Genomic DNA, 19,301 nt, shown 5'->3' on the forward strand with positions numbered 1-19,301 from the left:
ATCATAGTGTAGCAACTGGAATCGGCGGCGTTGTATTCACGGCATAAGTAAATAGCAGTGCCAAAAAAGCAATTAATGAAAAATACATAATCACTTTCGCAACCAGGAGAAAGGTAGGATTAGCCCCTTCAAACTCATAAAATGCAGTAAAAGCCGCGATAACTAAACAAATTAATGCGCCTATTAACATGATTATTCCTTTTTAAAAAAGTACTCCATTTTAATTTTCCTGCATCGGCAACTGGATATTAATTTATTGTGTCTTCATTCTTCTTTATAGCTTAGCTGATTTTTTACACATCGCCTGATTAAGCGTGAGCGGCGTCCTGCAATTAGATACTTGATAAATACATTAATTTTAGTTTATATTTTATTCACACAGCAGCAGAGTTACTCCATTTCGGATATACTAATAATTCCTATAAAAAGAAAGGCCAGATACTATGCGTACTCTCATTTCATGTTTACTTATTACCTTATTAAGCTTTTGCTTATTAATTAACGAAGCATCCGCCAAACGCTTTGGCGGTGGACGAAGCTTTGGCGTCCAACGTTCTCAAAGCAGCATGTTTTCGCCGAATAAAGCAGCAACCGCTAGCCCTTTAGGGCAACGTACCAAGAACCCTAGCAAATGGGGTGGACTATTGGGTGGTTTATTAATCGGTGGTCTATTAACCAGTCTATTCATGGGACATGGTCTTGCCAGTGGCTTGATGACCTGGCTCATTCTCGGCGCCGTAATTTTCTTTGCCGTTAATTTCTTCCGCAAAAGAATGCAGCCGGGCATGCAAACAGGACAAGCCAGCCCTTTTAGCCAACAACAAAGTCCTTTTAGTAATTTTACTCAAGCATTTAATAGTAATACAGCAATGAGCAGTAGCAGCAACAGTAGTGCGATGCCAACAGATTTTTCTCCAGCCTCTTTTCTACGTGAAGCTAAAGTTAAATTTAATCGCTTACAAACTGCTTATGATGAAAAAAATACCCAGGATTTAAGAGAGTTTACAGCCCCTGAAGTATTTGCTGAAATTAAAATGCAACTGGATGAGCGTGGTGATGCTCCTAACAAAACTGAGGTCATCACTTTAGACGCAGAATTACTCGACATTTCCAAACAAACAAATTCATTAATCGCCAGTGTTCGTTTTACTGGATCAGTTAAAGAAAATGATGAGCCAACCACGAAAATTGATGAAATATGGCATTTCCGTCAATTTGATAACAATAAAGAATGGGTTGTTGGTGGTATTCAGCAAAATGATTTTCAATCTTAAATCCGCATAGAATAAGCTTCTCTCCTTGTTGCAAAGAGAGAAGCTTCCCCACAGATAGCACCCGAAATGCACAGTACGCAGGGCTTTGCACGCCCGTTGTCAACACACTCTATGCATGAAAGAATATTGGCCTACACGTACTGCACGTCAATAATTTCATAATCAACCAAACCGCCTGGAGTATTTACCGTTACGGTATCATCCAATTCTTTACCAATTAAAGCACGGCCAATTGGTGAGCTGTACGAAATTTTATTGTAACTTAATATCCGCTTCATCTTCACCTACGATTTGATAAGTGAGTTGCGCATCAGTTGCGACATGGCATACCGTAACTGTTGAGCCAAACACCACTTTGCCATTATTCGGCAATTTACTAATATCAATAATTTGGGCGTTCGACAATTTAGCTTCTAATTCTTGAATACGACCTTCATTAAAGCTCTGTTGCTCGCGAGCCGCATGATATTCCGCATTTTCTTTCAAGTCACCATGTGCACGCGCAGTAGCAATTGACTCAACAATGCGTGGTCTGTCGACAAATTTTAAACGTTGTAACTCTTCTTTTAGTGCTTCCGCACCTTGTATTGTCATGGGATGTTTATTCATATATACCTCTAAATGTAATTCCCTGGTAATTAGAAGCTGTTGAATTTCTACTCTCTTGGCCAAAATTGGTTGGTTTTCTATGCTCCGGTACTCGCATACACTATGTATGCTGCGTTCTGGTGCTCGAAAATCAACCAATTTTGACTCAAGCTAACGAAATGCCAACCCCCTCTAAACTCATTAGAGCCGCTTATTCAACTCTCTCCCGTAAGCGAAGAAGCTGCTCCTTACTCAAGATACCAAATAGTTAATGTAAATCCTGTAACCGAGTTACAGTCTCTCTGTCTTCATATTTCATGGCCAAACAAGCCGCCTCGGCGCCGGATAGCGTCGTAGTATAACTAACCTTGTGTTGCAATGCATTGCGTCTAATGGCAAAAGAATCAGCAATAGCACGCTTGCCTTCAGTAGTATTCACAATAAAATCTATTTCATTATTCTTAATGAAATCCAAAACATGTGGACGCCCTTCTGCAACCTTAAACACGCGGCGACAATCAACTCCTGCCGCTTGTAAGGCCAAAGCGGTACCACGGGTAGCGATAATTTCAAAGCCCAATTCAATTAAGCGTTTGGCAATTTCACCTACGCGTGTTTTATCCGCATCACGCACCGAAACAAAAGCGCGTCGTCGCTTTAGAATATTACAGCCTGCACCTAATTGCGCTTTAGCATATGCTTGCCCAAAACGTCTGGCAATCCCCATTACTTCCCCAGTTGATTTCATCTCAGGACCAAGAATAGAATCCACACCGGCAAATTTAATAAAGGGGAAAACCGGTAATTTAATGGAGTAAAACGAGGGCATATGATGGTTTTGGCTTAAACCTTGGTCTCTTAAACTAATCCCTAATTTACACCGCGCAGCAATTTTTGCTAAAGGTAAGCCCGTCGCTTTGGAAACAAAAGGAACCGTTCTTGATGCCCGTGGATTTACTTCCAACACATAAATGTCATCTGCTTGAATCGCAAATTGCGCATTAATCAAACCAACTACGCCCAATTTTAACGCCATTTGCCGCATTTGTTCCATCAAATCTTGCTGCACCACCACACTCAGACTAAAAGGAGGTAAAGTGCAAGCTGAATCACCAGAATGAATACCTGCTTGTTCAATATGCTCCATGACGGCACCAATCAATACTTCTTTGCCATCACAAATTGCATCAATATCGACTTCAATGGCATCATTCAAGAAGCGATCCAGCAGCACGGGTGAATCATTAGATACCGCCACCGCATGAGATAAATAATGACGTAAATCCTCTTCTTGATACACGATCTCCATAGCCCGACCACCTAAAACATAAGAAGGCCTCACGACAAGCGGATAACCGATTTTATTGGCCAAGGCAATTGCTTCTTCTTCACTGCGCACCGTGCCATTATCAGGTTGATGCAAACGTAGTTCCGTCACTAATTTTTGAAAACGCTCACGATCTTCAGCCATATCGATTGCATCTGGAGAAGTACCTATTATTTTAACGCCATTTGCCTCTAAAGCACGGGCTAATTTTAATGGCGTTTGCCCACCATAATGTACAATCACACCATCAGGTTGTTCTACATCAACAATCGCTAAAACATCTTCTAAAGTTACTGGTTCAAAATAGAGGCGATCTGAGGTATCGAAATCTGTTGAAACCGTTTCAGGATTGCAATTTACCATGATCGTTTGGCAACCCTCTTCTCTTAAGGCCATAGCCGCATGCACACAGCAATAATCAAATTCAATGCCCTGCCCAATACGATTAGGACCGCCACCTAAGATCATAATTTTTGTCTTGTCATGTTCAGGTCGCGCTTCGCAACTGCTTTCATAACAAGAATACATATACGCCGTATCACTGGGAAACTCCCCCGCACAAGAATCAATACGCTTATAGACAGGCACAATCCCTAATTCTTTACGGCGCAGACGTACCTCATCTTCACCGCACGAGAATAATTGTGCTAAATAAGCATCAGCAAAGCCATGACGTTTTAATGAACGCAACGTTGTTTTCTCAAGCGCCTCAATCGATAAGCCTGTTACAGAGCGCTCCATAAGTACTAACTCTTCAATTTGTGCCAGGAACCAAGGATCGACACGGCTTTCCATATGAATTTCTTCAAGCGAAATATTGTGACGAAATGCATCAGCAATATACCAAAGCCTATCAGGGGTCGGTTCACGTAAATGACCACGTAATTGCGCCAAATCACCCTTTTTAAATAAAGGGTTTAAACCACAACGACCAATCTCCAAACCACGAATTGCCTTTTGTAAAGACTCCTGGAAATTAGCGCCAATCGCCATCACTTCTCCCACCGATTTCATCTGTGTGGTTAAGGTATCTGAAGTTTGTGGGAATTTATCAAAATTAAATCGGGGTACTTTGGTTACTACATAATCAATACTAGGCTCAAATGAGGCGGGGGTCTTACCGCCGGTAATTTCATTTTTAAGCTCATCAAGTGTATAACCAATCGCCAATTTCGCCGCGATTTTTGCAATCGGAAAACCTGTTGCCTTAGAAGCCAACGCGGAGCTACGTGAAACCCTGGGGTTCATTTCCACAACCAACATCCGCCCGTCTTCAGGATTAATGGCAAACTGCACATTAGAGCCACCAGTGTCCACACCTACTGCCCTTAACACCTTAATCGCAGCATCACGCATGCGTTGGTATTCTTTATCAGTCAGTGTCTGTGCGGGTGCGACGGTAATCGAATCACCAGTATGCACACCCATCGGATCAAGGTTTTCAATAGTACAGACAATAATGCAATTATCATTTCTATCGCGTACTACTTCCATCTCATATTCTTTCCAACCAAGCACGGATTCATCAATCAATAATTCATGGGTTGGAGATAGTTCCAAACCACGAGTACATATTTCTTCAAATTCTTCGCGATTATAAGCGATGCCACCGCCACCTCCCCCCCATAGTGAATGAAGGACGAATGATAGCTGGATAACCTAAGCGTGCTTGTACCTGAATGGCTTCTTCTATGCTATGGGCAATGGCCGAACGCGGCATGTCCAAACCAATTTGAATCATCAATTGGCGAAATTTCTCCCGATCTTCTGCCCTATCAATCGCTTCACGTGTGGCGCCAATCATCTCAACTGAATATTTTGCCAAAATACCTTCCCGAACCAAATCCAAAGCGCAGTTCAATGCAGTTTGGCCACCCATAGTAGGCAACAAGGCATCAGGACGCTCAATTTCAATAATACGCGCAACCTCTTTCCAGCAAACCGGTTCAATGTATGTTGCATCGGCAAGTTCGGGATCGGTCATAATGGTTGCGGGATTAGAGTTAACTAATATTACACGGTACCCTTCTTCTCTCAGCGCACGCACTGCTTGAGTACCAGAATAATCAAATTCACAGGCTTGCCCAATGATGATAGGCCCTGCTCCAAGTATCAATATGGATTTAATATCAGTTCGTTTTGGCATGGCAACAACAAAAAAAATAAAGTGACCTATTTTACCGGCTTTTGCTTAAAGTTTATACCTTTGATTGATGATCTTTGAATAATTAGCTGTATTCATTCGCTAAAACTATTTGCAAACCCGCTTCTGTTAATGATAAATATTTATAATTGGGATCGGCTGTAGTACGTTCCAACCATTCATTAGCAATACAAATATCGGTAAATTTCTGCGCAGTCTCTAGAGAAACAGGAACATTCAACTTATGCGTGAGCATTGCCGCTGCATCTTCTTCAATCGATAAAAATACCTGATCCCGAGTAACACCACGCACTTTCATTTCATCATAAAATAATTTCAAGATGTCTAATTCATTCATGATGCTCACCCTAATGTAGATTCAGATACCTTCATTATAAATTATTAGTGACTATCCTCTGAAATGCCACTTTCAAAGCATAAATTTATATTAGGGAAACGTTCAATATTTCTCAATAGTCAAAAACAAATCATTTTAATACTATTAATAAAAAATAAATATTAAAATTTAATATTTTAACCGAATAAAATATTGTTTTACTCTAAAAAATTAATTCCAATCATGAATAAAATTAAATATAATACAGACTGCTTGCAATTTGGGAAAATCGGCTATACTTAGAAAGCAGCCTTATCTTCATGCAATCTTTTTTTTAAAGGAATTGACATCGTCAGATCTCTTATTAAAATAGATTACGTATATTGATGGAAAATATTAAATTCAAAGAAAAGATTCTTTTTCTTATCCAGAAATTTAATATTCCGTCTATGTTATATTAGAATTGGATTGAACAGAGAAATTTATAAAATAGTGGGGGAACGCCTTAAGAGTGTAAGGATGCAATTAGGTTTTTCCAGAAGAGAGTTTGCAGATAAATGTGGTTTTTCTGCAGCAACCCTCCAAGCCTGGGAAGATGGAAGGTACCCTGTACCCAAAAAAAGCATGGTCAAATACGTACAAACCCTATTTGATTGTGGGCTTGCTACATCTCCTGAATGGTTTTTGAATGGCGAAGGATTACCACCAAGACCGATTAACAAATTCTCAATGAGCACAATTGCAGAAAAAGATGCCATTCTTAGAGAAATTAATTTTTTTGAAACAGAAAACAAAAATCCAATTATCACGGTAATTACAGATGACACCATGCTTCCCTTTTATAGTGTTGGTGATTATGTTGGCGGGAAACTAGTTCCTGTAGATTATGCAGAACGTTACATTGGTACTTTTTGTATCATTAAACTAGTCACCGGTGAAACCGTGGTAAGAAAGCTAAGACCCGGTTCTGAAGAAGGCCGCTTTAATTTAATCAGTACTAATTTAGATACTAATTCCCCAGTAGCCTGCCTCTTAAATTGCGAGGTAGCACAAATAGCACAAGTTATTTGGCATAGAAAAATAGAACTTCCTTTAGAAATAGAGTAATTGTTTTCTGAAAAAATAGCTGTGCAAATTTTAATAAGTTCAATTAGCCTGAAAATGCAGCGTTATTGATAGCGGTTCTAAAGGCGTCATTCATCCTTGGAAGTTCGTTATCAGTAGCAGCAAAAAAAGATTGAGGCGTCTGGGATAGCTTGGGCTGATTTTTCTTTATTTCGTGCCATGCATTACCTAATGTCTTCGCCTGAGCTCGTAAAATAGCCGCTTTTTCGACTAACTCTTGAGCCAAACAGTAGTCTTGAGTAAGTTCATGCCAGACATAGCGAGTAGGCAAATTATTATAAGGTTTAGGTTTTAAAAAGTTGTCTTTATGAAGTGGATGTATTGATCTAAGCACTAACCAACTAAGCAAAGAGTCTTTATCCGTGATCTGACTGGAAGTTGGTACGACATACCAGTGTTTGTCCTGTAAATATTGTTTCACCACTAAAATAGGGTTCTCAACAGGAACCATAATGATGAGCTGATCATCAATCAGTTCATTCCTCCCTGTCATCAATGCCGATCGCACTATTTGCAATTTTTTAAACAAACTTGCATATTGTTCATATTGCTCCGCGAATTTCTTGCACAGTGCTTTAAGCTCGGGCTGGATAGTTGCATTCGACTCAGCAAATTGTCGGAGTAAATATCTTATTTCGCGCAATTTACGCTTGCCTAATAATGCGTCCTCCCCCATAATTTTTTTATTATGCTGCTGCAATTGGGAAAAATTTTCGGCCGTCATACGTCGTTGCTCCGAAGTGTCGTACGCCAAGAGTTCGGTATCCCACTCGTCTAAATGCCGATCAACCGGATCGATAGCCCACTCATCCAGCAAAAATACCTCTACACGATTGCGAAAAGCCGTATTTCGTTCAAAAAATTTTTGCACGACATATGTAATAATAACTGGGAATAGAATCGCTGAAACTAATAGTACAAACTCAAATTCGATCATCAGAAAACCTTAACTAAAACAAGAGCTTTTTTTCGGTTAACAAGGCCATTATTGTATTAAAAAATTACAGCAAGAGCAATCGAAGAATAATAAATACATAAAGTCTCCAATTTTGATTTTGAATTACCTACCTCCTCATGATACCCTTACACACTCGATGAAGTTGCAACAAGTTGTATCCTAAATATGGAAGAAGTAGATGTCATTATTATTGGAGCAGGCGCCGCCGGCCTGATGTGCGCTATTGAAGCCAGCAAACGTCATCGTAAGGTAATGGTCTTAGATCATGCCAATAAGGTTGGCAAGAAAATTTTAATGTCTGGCGGTGGTCGTTGTAATTTTACCAATTATTATATTGAACCTGAAAAATACAATTCCCATAATCCGCATTTTTTTAAATCAGCCTTAACCCGCTACACGCAATGGGATTTTATTGAACTGGTTAAACGACATGCGATTCCATTTCATGAAAAAACACTTGGCCAATTATTTTGTGACAATAAATCCAAAGACATTGTCGACATGCTCCTCAAAGAATGTGATAAAACTGGGGCCACCATTCAGCTACACACCAGCATTGACAAAATTCAACATGAACAAGGCTTCAAACTGCATACCAATAAAGGCAAATTTCATTGCCAATCTCTAGTCATTGCTAGTGGTGGTCTATCGATTCCCACGATGGGAGCTAGCCCTTTTGCCTATAAAGTTGCCGAACAATTTGATATTAAGGTATGGCCCACACGTGCCGGCCTTGTTCCCTTAACCCTTGATGCAATGGAAAAAGAAAAAATCGCCCTCCTGTCGGGTATTGGCATTGACAGCATCGTCAACAATGAGCGCATTGAGTTTCGTGAAAATATCTTATTTACTCATCGCGGCTTAAGTGGCCCAGCTATTTTGCAATTGTCTTCTTATTGGCATGTAGGAGAACGCATTTGCATCAATTTGCTTCCTGAAATTAATCTTTTTGATACATTAAAAGCTGCGCGGATAAATAAGCCACAAAAACAATTAAACTCAATACTGTCTAACTACTTACCCAAACGCGTTGTCGAAATCTTTATTCCTCAAGAGTTAGCAGAAAAGAAATTAGCAGATCTGGCAAACCGTGATTTGGAAATGATTGCGAAACAAATTAACTCCTGGTTGGTGAAGCCGAATGGTACAGAAGGATACCGAACGGCTGAAGTAACCATTGGCGGTGTTGATTGCAATGCAGTTTCCTCAAAAACAATGGAAACGAATGAGGTTCCAGGACTGTATTTTATCGGTGAAGCATTAGACGTAACCGGTTGGCTAGGCGGCTACAATTTTCAATGGGCCTGGTCCTCTGGCTGGGCAGCTGGCCAGGTAGCATAACAAAACACGCCCCCCATCTAAATATGAAATTATCAAATGCTCCCCCTCATCAGCCTTTACATGCACCATCACCCAAGGGGATAAGGGAGTTGGGGGCTCAGCTTTAGCGTACTCTTCGCATTAAATACAGCCCTAATAGGGCAAAAAGAAACGTTGGCCCTAAGGCAGCCAATCCTGCCGGTAACTGAAAAACGCTACTGACTGGCCCAAAAAAGCGACTTAAAATATGAAAGCCAAAACCAACTGCGGCCCCAACTAACAATTTTGAGCCCATAGTGGACGAGCGCAAAGGACCAAAAATAAAAGGAATGGCCAACACCATCATGACCATCGTGGTAAAAGGCTGAATAATACGTTGTAAAAAAGCAAATTGATAATTATGTACATTTTGATGGCTGCGCTTTTGCTCACGAATATAACGATTTAACTCATGCAAAGTCATTTCATCCGGTTCAATACTACTGATGTTGAGGATTTTTGGCTTCACCGGCACATCCCAAGGAAGTGTTGCAAAAGTCTGCGCGCGTGTATGATCCACGACAAATTCAGTTTGCTGAACATTATAAGCAACCCAACCTTGCTCGCTATATTTGGCTTCACGAATAAGACGGGCAAGTTTTAAATGATGTTGCTCATCAAAACGAAACTGATAAATATTCTGCAATACATTATTTGGAAGAATGCGTCCTACCGAGATAAAATCATTCCCATGACGTAACCAAAAGCCTTTGGCGGTACGTATCGTCTGCCCCCCGCTAACGGAGGCAGTTTTATAATCGTTTGCATAATGAGATAAATATGGGACAACGGTTTCACCCAATACCGTAACTAGAAAAATTAACAGCACGGAAGCTTTTAAAACCGCCCCAGTTATTTGCAATATCGACATACCCGAAGCACGCATTACCACTAATTCACTATGATTGGCCATCGCCCCCAGACCAATCAAACAACCAAGCAAGCTCGCCATGGGAAAAAATAAATAGACTTGGTAAGGCATTTGCATTAAGACAAAAAAAGCAGCTTGCGTGATCCCATAATCAAGTTTTCCCAAATCGCCAAGTTGATCGAACAAATAAAATAAAATCTGCAATCCCACCAACATTAAGGTAACTAAGCCAATGGAAGTTAGAACTGTTTTTGCAATATAACGATCTAATATTCTCATGCCAACTTCACCTGATTACGCCAGATTAAGAACAGACCTAAAGCAACTACGAGAAAATGAATCCACCATAAACCAAGCCACTGTGGAATCTTTCCCGAGACAATTGCATCACGTCCAATAAACATTAAATTCGCATATAAGATATAAATAATAATTGCCGGAAATAATTTGGCATACTTACCCGAACGTGAATTAATCCTGCTCAAAGGTACCGCCACTAAAGTCAAAGTAAGCACCATAATAGGAACTGATAAACGCCATTGCAGTTCCGCTGCCTTGCCTGGATCCGCATTATTTAAAGGCCATAAACTCGCCGTACTGAATGTGCGTAAATCATCATTGATTTTCACAATCGGGTGGGGTAACCGTGCCTTATATTCGCCAAACTCAGAAATTTGATAATCTGCATGCCCAGGGGTTCCCTGATATTCTTTACCATCTTGCAAGATAATATAGTCCTCACCTGTTTTGGCATCAGTTTCTGCAAAAGCCTTATCCGCCCACAGCACATCCCAGCGCATTTTATTCTTTTCCTTGCTGCGCTTGGCTAAAAAAACGTGTTCGGCCTTACTGTGATCACGACTCATTGATTGCACATAAAATACTTCCTGGCCATTATGAGCGGCATGAAATCGTCCAGGCATAATGGTTTGCACCAAAGTTTGAATTCCCGTAGTACGTAATAATTTAGCACGCTCAATATAGATGTAAGGGCTAGCCCAGATCATTACCGCGGCGACAATGAGCGCGACACCTATTGCCATAATAAAACTGTGCTGCAACAATTGGTTTGGCCCATAACCACAAGCCCGTAATACAGTCATTTCACTTTCAGCATATAAACGGCCATAAGCGACCAGCATCGCAATATAAAAACCTAAAGGAACCAGTAAACTGAGTAATGTAGGCAATTCAAGCATCATTAATTTCATAATAATTACCCCAGGAATAGTGCCCGAAGCAGCCCTGTTTAAATATTGAATTAATTGATTACTCAAAAAAATTAAGACCAAGATGGACGTTAGCGCAATCAAAGTGACAAACACTTCTCTGGCTAAATAACGAAAAATGATCACTTAGTGCCCCTGTACTGAGATGATGTCAGCAATAGAATAAACCTACCTCAATTGAAATTCCCCATCTCATTAATAAGAGAGGACTAGATAGGCATTGTATCCTCTTGCCAGAAACTAAAAAAGCCTTTTCTGACACGCAGCCCAGCAGGCATCTAAAATTTTACAAAAGGCTCACTATCCGTATCCTTCTTCTCATCTATAGATGTGGGTTCTTCTTGTATCGAATTAAAAAAACCTTTTCTACCAATCATTCCAGTTGGGCCTTGACGATTTTTTATATTCATGGCCTGTTCAAGAGCAGATAGAGTTACCGCCGCATTTGCCCTATCCTTCTTTTTAGCAGAAGCGCGCTCTTTTAACTCATCCACAGTTAACGCAGTCAACGGAATATTATCTGTGACTTGAGACGCCAATGGTGTTAAACCGTTGATTAATTCAGGAATATCTGTTTTGGCACTTAAAGAAGCAGCTAGTTCCGTGGCCCGACTCAATATTTTTTGAAAACGACTTTCACCAAAAAAATGAATTGGCTTTAACGAAGTTTCATTTCTCTTAATATCCGCCTTTGCCACCGCAATTTGACTCTGAGCCAACAAACTAATAATGGCATCCACATCATTGGCATTATTGATTTGTTCTTTGAGTGCTAAAGCCCAATTTTTGCGCTCTTTATTAATAAACCAACAGGTTTCAAGGTACTCATCCAACAACGTAGTAACTGTGTTTTTAATCGTAGCCAATTCCACGGTCGACTGATTAGGGATGCTGGCAAAGGCATGGAACATTAACAAGTAGTGTTGATTACGGGCTATTTTATTAAGTTTACCTTCATAACCAAGCCAGCGTTGGACTACATTTAATTTTTGCGAATGATGCTGCAAGTATTCACTTAAAAATTCTTTATGAGCGGCAACAATCACAGCTTTTGTACTAGGATTCGCGACCAAGTAGCGCAAATAGTTCGTGCTTTCAGCGGTAAAGTTATTGCGGCCCAATTGCGCAAATAATTTACTTAATTTAGCCTTAATACCCTGCTTCGTCTCTTCAGGTGTCGCATCGGTTTCATGAACCTGCAATAGATGATAAGCAATAGCAATCGGTGGTGTACAATCCCTTATTTTTACTGCCTCCGTGAAAGGTCGATAAGTTGTCTTCATTGGCTGCTTTTGTTCTAAGACACGAAGTACTGAACTTAGCGGCATTTCTGCAACAGGAACATTCAACGCCACATTCATCATGTGATTAAAATCCGCTAAAGTTTCTTGCACAAATTCGTCTTTATTATAAGCCGCTTCATGACGACTCTCTTGGAAGCGTGTTTCTATCGTCGTACTAAATTGCGACCAAGATTCTCTTAAGAAAGCGTTTTTACCTTGCGTAAAATGCTCCACTGGTATCGCATCAATTTGACGCAATAAATAACCCAGTACATTATAAAGCTCTTCATTGATGCTGCGTTCACGTGCGGCGTTCGCGTCAATTTGCGCGCGAATTTGTGCCACACTTTTACTGCCTAGCTCCTTGCTATTAAATAAATAATGCACCTCACCCGCAGACCCTTGTCTTCCTGTGCGCCCACTTTTTTGCCCAGTGCCACGAATTGAATCCACATAAGTATGCCAAACATGCAAACCATGAATTTTATTGTAATGAATGTCCGTATTACGCCCTAATGCCGAGGTAATCGTAATCATTCCAGGTTTTTTGGCATTGTTGATAAACTGCTCTTCTCTACCTAAGCCGGTATAAAGCTGCAACGGAAAACCCTTGCCATTATTTTGTTTTAATCGATTAAATAATTTTGTTGCCGTATTAATATCCTTACAAAATACAATGCTGGGCGAACGATTATCACTAGGATTAGACCTGGTTAACTGACGAATCAAAGCCTTAAATTGCGCCTCTTCATCCGCAAAAAACTCAGGGGTATTGAATTTCACCTTATTCTTCTGATGCGGCTCAGCCTTGCCAAATTCAAAGCCATATTTTGCATGTTGCTCCTCAATTTCGGCAGGCGAACCTACCGTTCCAGAAGACCCCCAAATGAAACCTTTTTTCGCCAGATAATAATCCATTAAATTTTTATTATTTGCAGACAAAATTGTTTTGTTTTGTGGCTCAATGACAAAATCGGCACTACCACGTTCCTTATTCAAACGTGCATAAAGCAATTGCTGCATACCGTTACCAAAAGTTGAATCCGCGCTGACATTACCATCGTGCATCAAGATTTTTACTACTCGGGAACGCAATTCAACGCCATTAATTGTTTTTTTCTCAAACTCATCAGGAATCACGTAATCTTCATTTTCTTTCAATACGTAATTCACCGTAAGTGCCGCTTCTAGCCAAGATAAATACTGCGCGTCACTAAACTTATCTACAATTTTGGTGGATTTTTTTAATGCATTGCCTTGCGCGATTAAATAAGCTTTTAAATCATCAACATCTTCCCCTGCAGTCGTTTTATTATTCTCACGATAACCAGGTTGCGTGACAAAATCATTAATCACTTTATAAACCCATTCTTGCCCATAACCTACGCCCGAGCCATCTGCTGTGGCAAAACGATAGATAATACGATCATCTAAAACAGCGTAATCCGATTCATTCGTTACAAGAGAAACCTGTGTCGCTGGTGTCTCTAATGGTACTCCCATAACTTTAGCTTTGGCGAAAAACAAGGACAGCTGCGCAAACGTACTAAAATTAATACCATTTGTTTTAAATGCTTGGGGAGCCAATGCTGAATTGATTGCGGTTTCCGAATAAGGAATACCCAATAATTTTAAGAACGGCCCATAGCCCACAATATCTCGTTTTGCATCAACCAGCGAAGAAGTAGTTAAATCAACACGATCGGAGTCAAGCCATAATAAAGCCGCCTTCATCGAGTCAATCAAACTTTTACCTTGTCCGGTATCAATATTAGAAATGAAATCACCTTGATGCATGAGACCATCGATTAAGGTGATTATTTGCGTAGAATAAGGAAATTCACCGGTACTGCGATACATCGCTTCACGCATAAGCCCTAAAGCCAATAAGCGCCTTTGAAATGGCGTTAAATCAGCAAACCCGCCTTGTTTAATATCAATAAATAAGGCGCTAATTTCCGCATTGGTTAAATCTTTAGCCGCCTTATTGTGATAAACAGGTAAACTTTTACCAATTTCATTCACAAACAAAAAAGCTTCCATTAATTGCTTGCGATATTGATAAGTATAAGCACTATCATTCAATAAATCTTTGCCTTGGTTAATCACCCGCTCTACTTCAGCTATGGAAAATTGCGCATCAAAATTGCGCTCGCCAAAAGGTGTTTTTTCAAAATCCAGTAGAAAAGCCATAAATTCGCGGGGCCGCTGCGGATTTTTTAAGGCGTTGAATAAACAATCGGAACTTATGGGGGTAGATTCATAAAAAGCATGTAAATGTGCTAGATTTTCCGGCGACAAGGCCGCTAATTCAGTAAGCAAATCTTTGTAATCAACGCTCGGTTTATTTAAGGCATTAGTTTGATTCAGCACATGACCTTTACTAATGATTTCAAGGATCAGCACTCGAGCATCAGCCGTGGTCGTCTTTAATTGCGCTAATACCGCATTTAATTTATTTTCAGCAACTAAGCCTGTGAGTAATTGACTAAACTCCTCACGATAGTTAGTGACCTCTTCCGTCACATTAAGGACATCACAGATTTGCGCGGAAGACATTGCGGTACTGGACATAATCATTTCAAGTAACGGATCTTTATTATCTTTTTCATAAACGCGAATCATATTCAGCCGCACCTGAGTCCAATCTTTGGCATCAGGGTTTGCAATCAGCATTTTCGTAAAGACATCAAGATATTCCACCGGGAAATAACTGGCATTTAAGCACGATAAATGACCTATCAACTCCAGAACAAATGCTTTTTTACTCATAAAGCGCACATCAGCAAACAGCGTATTGAGCAAAATCAGGTAATTTTTTTGCGGCATCGTGGTTAGTAAAGTCAATAGCGCAAATAAGGTTTCATAATCAATTTTAGAAAAATCCATGCGCTCAAAAGTAGCAATAAACTCCTTTTCATGCTCAATAACAAAGGGATTTTGCACAAGGTGTTTTACTAAAAGAGCGATTGTTTGCGCCTCATTATTCATCCGGTTTACTTTGTCAAAATCGCCATGATCTTGAAAATCAGGCAAATCCCTGATTCGTTGCCCAATCCCCCTTACTAAATCACTGGCGCTATTACTAAAAGCATCCGTTAATAATATGTCTTTCAGCGTTTTTAATGCTTTGCTAAAAAATAATCGCTCCACTACAGAAGCTAAAACCCCAACGTCATTCCATAACCCTTGTAATTGCACTTGTAACTCAGTAATCGACCGCGAAGTTAATTCGTGATAAAGCGGTGATAACGTATGACGTTCATAATGTGGCGTTGCCGTTTTAATGCAGTCAAGTCGAATGATTAACTGAATCATTAAGGCCTTAATATCTGCATTATCTTTATTAAATACTTCCGGTAATTGGGCCCCAGCACGAAAACCATTCGCATTTAATAGTTTATCTACCGCTTTATTATCAAACGTAGATAAGGCATTAATCTCGCCGCAAACTTTAAGAAATTGCGCATAAGAAAAAATGGATTGACTATGCAGCATTATCTGTACTGCATAGTGCAGATTATTGGGTTTTTCTTCCATTGCCGCCTGATGTAAATAACCTTTTACTTTCTCTAAGTTAGCCAATACTTGTGGCTCCTTGCGAGCATGAAAATAAACGTCTTTACTCTCGCTGTTTATTAGTCCTGAAAAGAGCAATAAATCATCATGATAAACCGCAGCGACCAGCGGATCTTGCGCCAAAAACTCGGCCGTATCCAAGGCATAAAGAAATGGCCATTTTGGACTACTCCCTCCTTTGGCACGAAAATCAAACAGTTTGAACGTTGCAAATTTATTCTGCTGTAGTTGATGCAGCAGTTTTTTAATGCACTCTTCCTTATCAAGACCCAAACCCTCAAATTCAGCAGAATTCATCCCGGCAATTGATTCAAAAAGGATGAATCCTTCGACTTCATTTAATTTAATATCAAGCGTATATAATTGTTTTAACAAAGCCAGCGCACTATCAATTACTTCATGATGCACGCTCGCATGATTTAATGAGGATAAAATCTTGGTTAATGGCGTACCCGCATAGCGTTCATGAGATACAAAGAATAATGTGCCTAATAGTTGAGAGGCGAAAGAGTACCCCCCAAAAATGTGCATCATATATTGCTCGACCTGCTCGCAAAATGAGCTAACCGTAATGCCCGATGCTTGTAAGCCGATAAAGCGATAACCTAAGGCATAGCAATCATCGGTTTGTACGAAAGGGGGTTTTTCATCCAAGAGCAAACTTAAACGTTCATCCTCACCCACAAAATAAAACTTGTAGGGTGGGATAAAATCTTTTTCAGTAAAAGGAATCGCAAGTCCTGCATTTTGCAACTGTTTTAAATCCAGGGGTTGGGGCAGTTCCTCAGCACAATTAATTAACCAGTAGAATTTTGCAAGGCGACTAGCCCATCGAGCATGTTCTTTATATATAGCTCCTTGAGTAATTACATTATAAAGCGAATCCAAATCTACTTGGTATAAATGAAAATTTTTATTAAATGCACGTTGTTTTTGTGCCTCAACGTCATACTCCAATTTCATTACGGCTGAAACTGATTTAAAGCCTTCATATTTAGATGCATAGTAAGCACCATAATTGCTTAAGGACAGCTGATGCAACCCTTTAAATTGATCGTGCAGGTCACGCGCATTTTTAAGTACAGTCAACAGACGCTCCATATACACCACAGGGTTTCCCCCCCCAGGAGTAGTCCAATTCGCCTGATCAAATGCATCGCGAGCAACTTTGTTCTCCGTGCACAACAGATTTAATTCACTCCAAAACACTTCAAATGCAGCTACTGTTTGATGCAAATCATGATGAGAAGAACCCGCATCTTGAATAAATCGTTGAAAACACGCTAATTTATTCTCTTCATAATGACTAATCCGTTGCAGGCTATTAAAAAAAGATTTGTTTTTATAAAGGTGATCCCACTGCGGTAAAGGTAAAACGTAGTGAATGAACATAAACTCTGCTAAGCCTGGCACGACGGCGGTATGCTCGTTTAAGTTCTGGAAGAAAGAACGTACCCCTTCATGACCGTACTTAATCCACAGATTGCTTAACTGTTCCGGGGTATTATAGGGATGATGACTACACAAACTGGCAAACATTATGGGATTATTTATCCATTGCTCCACATCATGCTCAGCAAGCTCGATGTTATAAATAGGCTTTGCGGCAAGTTCAGGAACTTCTCCGGCGGGTGTAAATGGATTCGCTTTCTCATTTTCCAAGTACGGATCGTAATCTAAAACCAGCTCCCCCAGATTCGTTTGCTTTAATAGAAAACCATGCGGTAAATTGTCCTTATTCAAAGAAAGCAAAGCGGGTAAATTAGCTGCAAACTGTTCTGCGGCAAGTGGTGAAATGTATTTAATGGCTTGTGGCAAATTGGCAAACAATTCCTGCTTTAAGATAGAATATAAATAATTAGTCCGAGATGCACTGCCTGTTACTTCTTCCACTTTATTTTTATAAATGGGTTCTTCAAATTTAGCAAAATCGATTAATTGCCCTAAATACGGTTGTATTTCATTTAATTGAACCTCGGCGTGAACCTCAATCACCTCTTCTTGAGCGCTCTGTTGTTCTACTGTCTCCACATATTCTACTTCCACATCGATGTATTGCCCTCGATTCTTATCATGTAATTGATTGTGCGCTATTAATTCTTTGAGTCGTATCTTTTTGGCCAGTGGATCTTTAGGATCTAATGTTCTTTTTCTAATGCTGGTCGAATTATCCTCCTGAGTTGAATCCTTATCTGTTTGTTCATTATGTCTTTTTTGAATTGCCGCAATCACCTGTCGCTGAAATTTATCTAATGTTAATTTGTCGGCTTGGTTCACGTGCACAGGATAGCTTACTAAAGGCGCTACATGTTCCGTCAACTCCCTAGTAATTTTTGCCGCAGACTGCGCTAACTCTTCATCAGAAAAAATTAATTCCAAACTGGCTAAAGATGTAGCATTCAACCGTTTAATGCATTCTAAAAAATGAGGATTGTTCAGCGTGACCTGATCTATTTGTAAAGATAGTTTCTGAATCGAGAATGGTTTTTGGCTGGTAATGAATTCGGCAAATTGCGCCCATTCTTCCTCTCCAAGAAGAGGATGCACGACTAAATGCAATTTTGCTTTGGCCTGTTCTATGAGTTTTTGTAATTGCTCAATAAAAGATAATGAGTCAATAGAGCTAATTTGTACTGTTTTTAGCATAGAGAAATCTCACAAGAACCAATATGAGTTAAATTATATCATAGTGACTTATCGTTATCCATAAACAAGGGGATTTTGAGCGTTATATCTATCGAACCGTATGGTTGTGTTCTCTGTGTTTTTTTATTCACCCGGTGCGCATAAAAAACAGGGATTTTTTGCTTAATAACTCACATTAATAAAGCAATCTCTATAAAATAAAAAAGCCGTTTTCCTCATTGATGAAACGGCTTTTCAAATTAAGTAGTATTAATTATTTCTTATCAGAAGCTTTTTTAGCTTCTTCAACCAGACTTAACATTGCTTTTTCAAAAATTTGAAAAGATTTTTGCATGTAATCTAATGCTTTGTGGCCATTTTCAACAGCCAGATTAATTTGCTTTTCTAATAATTCTTCGGGTTTTTTTATGCTCGCAAGTTCTTCTGGTTTAATATAAGTAATACCTTGCAGCGTTTTAACGTTCAATTCAGCGATGGCTTGAAAAGGCTCTTGCAATTTTTTAGCCACTTCGCTCCATTTTTCAAAATTATGTTGGTTCATGATATTCTCCACTATGTTGCATTGCACAATTTAATATTAGT

At 39.7% G+C, this 19,301-nt stretch carries 10 protein-coding genes and 2 pseudogenes; 3 read left to right on the plus strand and 9 right to left on the minus strand.

Annotation, left to right across the window (positions count from 1 at the left end; translation table 11 throughout):
- Position 1 precedes the first annotated feature (1 nt).
- On the minus strand, positions 2 to 190 hold the full coding sequence (locus LDG_RS13670; RefSeq protein ID WP_006871996.1) for a hypothetical protein: 189 nt from the start codon (positions 188 to 190) through the stop codon (positions 2 to 4).
- Positions 191 to 443: 253 nt separating this feature from the next.
- On the opposite strand from LDG_RS13670, the gene LDG_RS13675 reads away from it, so the two are divergent.
- Positions 444 to 1,274: a Tim44 domain-containing protein gene (locus LDG_RS13675; protein ID WP_040535978.1), complete on the plus strand. Its 831-nt coding sequence runs from the start codon at positions 444 to 446 to the stop codon at positions 1,272 to 1,274.
- A 131-nt stretch (positions 1,275 to 1,405) separates the two neighbouring features.
- On the opposite strand, the pseudogene greA reads toward LDG_RS13675, so the two are convergent.
- The 3 genes and pseudogenes from greA to LDG_RS13690 form a co-directional block, all read right to left on the minus strand.
- Positions 1,406 to 1,883, minus strand: a pseudogene (greA, locus tag LDG_RS13680) (transcription elongation factor GreA).
- 247 nt (positions 1,884 to 2,130) lie between these two features.
- Positions 2,131 to 5,335, minus strand: a pseudogene (gene carB / locus LDG_RS13685) (carbamoyl-phosphate synthase large subunit).
- An 82-nt stretch (positions 5,336 to 5,417) separates the two neighbouring features.
- Positions 5,418 to 5,690, minus strand: a complete 273-nt coding sequence (locus LDG_RS13690; protein ID WP_006872003.1) for a hypothetical protein — start codon at positions 5,688 to 5,690, stop codon at positions 5,418 to 5,420.
- A gap of 471 nt (positions 5,691 to 6,161) precedes the next feature.
- On the opposite strand from LDG_RS13690, the gene LDG_RS13695 reads away from it, so the two are divergent.
- A complete protein-coding gene (locus LDG_RS13695; RefSeq protein WP_267878848.1) occupies positions 6,162 to 6,776 on the plus strand; it encodes a helix-turn-helix domain-containing protein in 615 nt (204 codons plus the stop codon).
- A 43-nt stretch (positions 6,777 to 6,819) separates the two neighbouring features.
- Here the strand turns inward: LDG_RS13695 and LDG_RS13700 are convergent, their stop codons facing one another.
- Entirely contained in the window at positions 6,820 to 7,731 is a 912-nt protein-coding gene (locus LDG_RS13700; RefSeq protein WP_006872005.1) for a hypothetical protein, read from the minus strand.
- 186 nt (positions 7,732 to 7,917) lie between these two features.
- Here LDG_RS13700 and LDG_RS13705 point away from each other — a divergent pair, with 186 nt between their 5' ends.
- The gene (locus tag LDG_RS13705) at positions 7,918 to 9,093 is read left to right on the plus strand and encodes a BaiN/RdsA family NAD(P)/FAD-dependent oxidoreductase (protein WP_006872006.1); all 1,176 of its coding nucleotides are present in this window, start codon (positions 7,918 to 7,920) and stop codon (positions 9,091 to 9,093) included.
- A 103-nt stretch (positions 9,094 to 9,196) separates the two neighbouring features.
- Here the strand turns inward: LDG_RS13705 and lptG are convergent, their stop codons facing one another.
- From lptG to LDG_RS13725, 4 genes are all read right to left on the minus strand, one after another.
- Entirely contained in the window at positions 9,197 to 10,261 is a 1,065-nt protein-coding gene (gene lptG / locus LDG_RS13710; protein WP_006872007.1) for an LPS export ABC transporter permease LptG, read from the minus strand.
- Positions 10,258 to 11,337, minus strand: a complete 1,080-nt coding sequence (gene lptF, locus LDG_RS13715; protein ID WP_006872008.1) for an LPS export ABC transporter permease LptF — start codon at positions 11,335 to 11,337, stop codon at positions 10,258 to 10,260. Before lptF ends, lptG begins: the two co-directional genes overlap by 4 nt.
- Positions 11,338 to 11,489: 152 nt before the next feature.
- Positions 11,490 to 18,719: a hypothetical protein gene (locus LDG_RS13720; RefSeq protein ID WP_006872009.1), complete on the minus strand. Its 7,230-nt coding sequence runs from the start codon at positions 18,717 to 18,719 to the stop codon at positions 11,490 to 11,492.
- 253 nt (positions 18,720 to 18,972) lie between these two features.
- Complete coding sequence (locus LDG_RS13725; RefSeq protein WP_006872010.1) at positions 18,973 to 19,260, minus strand: phasin family protein; 288 nt, start codon at positions 19,258 to 19,260, stop codon at positions 18,973 to 18,975.
- Positions 19,261 to 19,301: the final 41 nt, after the last annotated feature.

The organism is Legionella drancourtii LLAP12, from assembly GCF_000162755.2.
GTDB classification, from domain to species: domain Bacteria; phylum Pseudomonadota; class Gammaproteobacteria; order Legionellales; family Legionellaceae; genus Legionella; species Legionella drancourtii.